Annotated in this window: 3 protein-coding genes; 1 reads left to right on the top strand and 2 read right to left on the bottom strand. The window is 68.5% G+C overall.

Going from position 1 to position 4,570, the window contains the following annotated elements:
* Positions 1-400 precede the first annotated feature (400 nt).
* Positions 401-1,189 (top strand): methyltransferase domain-containing protein, encoded by a 789-nt coding sequence (locus RMO04_RS03670; protein ID WP_309643439.1) that lies wholly within the window; start codon positions 401-403, stop codon positions 1,187-1,189.
* Between the two features lie 21 nt (positions 1,190-1,210).
* Here the strand turns inward: RMO04_RS03670 and RMO04_RS03675 are convergent, their stop codons facing one another.
* Both RMO04_RS03675 and RMO04_RS03680 read right to left on the bottom strand, forming a co-directional pair.
* A complete protein-coding gene (locus RMO04_RS03675) occupies positions 1,211-3,289 on the bottom strand; it encodes an ATP-binding protein (protein WP_309643440.1) in 2,079 nt (692 codons plus the stop codon).
* A gap of 311 nt (positions 3,290-3,600) precedes the next feature.
* Positions 3,601-4,570: FAD-dependent oxidoreductase (locus RMO04_RS03680; RefSeq protein WP_309643441.1), on the bottom strand; the 970-nt coding region annotated here is incomplete at its 5' end.

A 4,570-nucleotide genomic window follows, 5' to 3' on the forward strand; every position in this document is an offset into this window, starting at 1 on the left:
GCCCGGATGCTCGCTCAAGCCGCGAAGAAATGAACCGGTTGGTGATCGCCGTCGTGGCGGTGATCTACCCGTTTACTCGCGGCCGCTGACAGACCTAGCCGCACGCGGTCGCAGGGCGGAAACCGGCCTGCGCGTCCTTAAGGCTCGCACACTTTTTCGGCGGCGAGGCTCTTCCTCCAAGGACGACGTCGCATGTCTCAACGCGAATCTGACCCTCGTCGTCAAGACCTCTCGATCTAGGCGCCAGCTTGGCTCGCGGAGCCGCAGGCGCTCCGGTCCATCGGCGCTGGGGACAACCCACTGCCAGACGAAGCCAAGCCTCCGGACGCCAGGTTCTAATCGGTGGATCGCGAGGCCGGCCGTCCGCTAGAATCCTTCCTTCGCCGCCAGGACCCACAGCATGAGCCAGTTGACCTTCGACGAGGCCGCCGCCCGTTCGCTTGAGGCCATCTATCTGTCGCCCGATGTCGTCGCCCAACGGGCCCGCGTCATCGACCTGCTCGCGCCTCGCGCGGGCGAACAGATCCTGGATATCGGCGTCGGGCCCGGGCTGCTGGCCCATGACATCGCGCGTTTGGTGGGACCGGCCGGTCGAATGGTGGGTCTCGACAACGCCCCGGCGATGGTGGCGGCGGCCGAGCGAAGGCTGGCCGACCTGCCCCAGGCCTCCGTCCGACAGGGGGACGCCGGCGGGCTGGACCTCCCGGATGAAGCCTTCGACGCGGCCGTCGCGACCCAGGTCTATGAATATGTTCCCGACATAAAGCAGGCCCTTGTCGAACTTCATCGGGTGCTGCGACCTGGCGGCCGCGCGCTGATCCTCGACACCGACTGGCGCAGCCTCGTCTGGCACGCGTCCGACCCCGCCCGCATGGATCGGGTGCTCGCCTGCTGGGACGGCCATCTCGCCGACCCTCACCTGCCCGCGAAGCTGGGGCCGCTCCTGCGGCAAGCCGGTTTCGAGGTCCGGCGCGTGGAGATCGTGCCTATGCTGTCGCCGCGCTGGCAGTCGGTCAGCTACGCTGGCGGCATGATGCGCACGATCCACGACTACGCGCGCACGAACGCCGATCGCTTCGGCCTCGACGCCGATGAGGTTGTGGCCTGGCGTCGCGACCAGGATGAACTGATCGCCCGCGATGAGTTCTTCTTCAGCGTCAATCGCTACGCCTTCCTCGCCACGCGATGAGCCGGAGTCAGGTCGACAGGATCACGCCGCGATTTCCGCGCCGGCGGCGTCACGCCCCACCCAACGTCCCAGGCAAGCGTGAAGGTCGGCGATACTCACCGGCTTCTCCACGCTATCGATCATCCCGGCCTGCTTCATCCGCGCGAGTTGCTCGGGCAGCACGTCGGCGCTCATGGCGATGATCGGCGTCGACGCCGCGGCGCTCGGCAGGCGCCGGATGGCGCGCGTGGCGGCCAGGCCATCCAGGCCCGGCATGTGGACGTCCATCAGGATAGCGTCGTAACGACAGGTTTCCGCCGCCTTGATCGCCTCAAGGCCGTCGCAGGCCACGTCGACCGTGCATCCGAGCAGGTTGAGCAGGGTGACGCCCAGCTCGCGGTTCATCGGATGGTCGTCGACCAGCAGGATATGGGCGCCGACCGCGTCGGCCTCCCTAGCCTCCGCCTCGGCCGACACCGCCGGAGCGCCCCGGGCGAGACGGATTTCAAGCCAGAAGGTGGAGCCCTGGCCGACCTTGGAGGCGACGCCGACCCGGCCGCCCATGGCCTCGATCAGACCCTTGCAGATCGCCAGACCCAGGCCTGTCCCGCCGTGGTTGCGGCTGACGGTGTTGTCGACTTGGCTGAAGCGCTGGAAGAGGCTCGTCTGCGCCTGCGCCGGTATGCCGGGCCCGGTGTCGGTGATCGCGATCCGCAGGCGGTCGAGTTCGTCCCCTGGCGCGACGGACAGCGAAAGGACGACGTCGCCCGTGTCGGTGAATTTGACCGCGTTGTTGAGGAAGTTGAGCAGGACTTGGCACAACCTATGGTCGTCCACGACGTAGGCGGCCGCGAGATCCCCTTCGACCGACATCGTGAGATTCAAGCCCTTGCGCTCGGCGCTTTCGGCCACGATCCCCAGCGCGTCGCGACACACGCCGGCGATGTCCACCGCTCTCGGGTCGAGCTCGATCCGCCCGGCCTCGACCTTCGAGAAGTCGAGGATGTCGTTGACGACGCTCAACAGCGCTTCGCCGGAGCGGCGGATCAAGCCGACTTGGTGGCGGCTCTCGGCGCTGAAATCGGCCTTGCGATCCAGCACCTGGGCGAAGCCCAGGATCGCGTTCAGCGGCGTGCGGATCTCATGACTCATGGTGGCCAGAAAACTCGTCTTGGCCACCGAGGCCGCTTCGGCCCGCGCGCGCGCGCGCCGGTCTCCGAGCGACCGGCGAAGCAGAAGGCGCCTAAGGCGCTGCTGATGGGTCGCCATGAGCGCCGGAATAACACCCGCGGCGAAGAGCATGGCCAGGTAGACCTGCGCCAGGCTGACCTCGTGGGACAGACCGCCGCCGTCCCCAACCAGGCTCGGCGGGCCGCGAGTGACGCCAAGGCCGAGCAACACGGCGCAGATCAACGCCACCGCCACGGTCACGACGCGCGGGCCGGTCCGCACCGCCAGCAGCGTCACCGCCGGGAACAGCGCCATGACGGCGATCGGACCCACCGGCGTGAAGATCAGGGCCGCCACGCCGGCGGCAAGGAGATAGGCACCCAGGGTTTCCCAGCGCCGCGGCGTCATGATCGCCGACCCGCCCCCAGCCCCGAGCAGCAGGATCGCCGGCAGGACAAGCGACATGCCCAGGAATTTCGCGGCCAGCCGGGCCAGAACCATGGCCAGCGGGAATTCACCGTTCAGCGCAAAGGCCACGACGCCCAGCAAACCCGCGCCCAGCAGCAGCACCGGTGCAAGGACCAGGAAGACCAAGACGGCAAACCGGGCTGGCGTCGTCAGCCGCACCACGTTCAACCGTCGCGCCAGGGCCACGACGGCGATGGCCTCGACCAGGTTGAGCAGGGAATAGGCGACGGCGTCGAAAGCGGCGTGCTGAAACGCCAAGATCACCGCCACCTGCAAGGAAAAGCCGGCCGCGAGGCAGGCCGGCGCCCAACGACGCGGCAGCAGCAGCACGGCGCCGATCACGAAGGCGTTGGCGGTCCATATGGTGTCGAAGCCGCCGGTCAGTTCACGCAGGACATTGGTGAGCCAGAGGTTGAGGACATAGCAGACGCCCAGACAAGCGGCGACCGCGGCCTGGCGGGTCCAAGCAGGACTCGATGGCATATCCACTCCCCAGGCGAAGTTTTCCGACGACCGACCCTAGAGCGACCTGGCCAAGGAATACTTAACCTGAGGCCGCGCGGCGTTCCGTCCCATGCGCCAAATCCGAGAAGCGTGCTCGCATCCGTGTCGCCGCCGCGACCGTTGACGAGGGTCCCACCTCACATTCCTTGGGGACCCCGGCCGCCGCGCGCGACCTCTGATCCCAAGGCGACCCGACCGTCGGCGACAGTCGGGGTGTCTCGTCGCAGGCGCGGCCCCGACATCAAGCGCCGCCGGCGGAGCCAAGTCAGCAGCTGGTCCCGCGGGCTGAGCTAGCCGGCCTCGAACCGGTAGGGATCGAAGTCCGTTGCGCCGGGGTCGGGCGCACCCGAGAGCTCCGCGCAGATCAGATCCGCCGCGAGACTGGCGAAACTCACCCCATTGCCGCCGAAGCCGCTCGCCAGCCAGAGGCTGCGGTTTGACCGCGCGCGGCCGATCGCCGGGAGGCCGTCCGGCGAGGATCCAAAGGTCGCGGCCCAGGCGCAGTCGATCTCGAGCGGCCTGCTGTCGAGCATGCGTTCGGCCTTGCGCTTCAGGATGGTTGCCTTGTCTGCGATCATCGCGTCGCGCGCCACCGCATCGACCAGGTCTTCGTCCTCTCCCCCCACGATCACGCGGCCGTCGGCGGTCTGCCGGGCATAGAGATAGGGGTCCGACGCCTCCCAGATCATCGCTTTTTGCGCCCATCTCGGCGCGACCCCCGGCGCCGTGGCGATGGCGAAACTTGAGCCGAGCGTGAAGGCCTCCGGGAGATCGGCCCGCGCCGCCTCATAGCCGGTGGCCAGCACCACCTGCCCCGCCGTCAGCTCGCCGCCGCCGTCGAACCGAAGCCGGGCGCCCAGCGCCTGGGGTTCGACGTCACTGACGTTGATCGGAAAGGTCAGGCTGGCGCCGCGACGTCGCGCCATCGCCAGAAGACTCAGGGTGAGGGCGACGGGATCGACCTCGAAGGCGGCGTCCGACAGGAGCGCGGCCCGAGCCGCGATGTCAAAACGCCCCGCGACCTCGCCCGCCTCAAGGAACGCCGACGGAAGTCCCGCTGCCTGGCGGGCCTGGCCTTCCTTTCGAAGGCCGACCTCATCCAGACGGCTGCCGGCCAGATAAAGCTCGGGCCGCGGCGCCCAGCCGCAGGGGAGATCCAGCACCCGGATCCGACGGTCCAAGTCAATGACGGCCTGATGGACCCGCCGCCATCGGCGCGCGGCGGCTTCCATCCCGATCGACCCGGCCAGTTCCGACAGC

Source organism: Phenylobacterium sp. (genome assembly GCF_031412415.1).
Classification (GTDB): Bacteria; Pseudomonadota; Alphaproteobacteria; order Caulobacterales; family Caulobacteraceae; genus Phenylobacterium.

Excerpts from the sequence above, each read along its gene's own strand:
- RMO04_RS03670 (WP_309643439.1), top strand. The coding sequence starts at position 401 with ATGAGCCAGTTGACCTTCGACGAGGCCGCCGCCCGTTCGCTTGAGGCC.
- RMO04_RS03675 (WP_309643440.1), bottom strand. The coding sequence starts at position 3,289 with ATGCCATCGAGTCCTGCTTGGACCCGCCAGGCCGCGGTCGCCGCTTGT.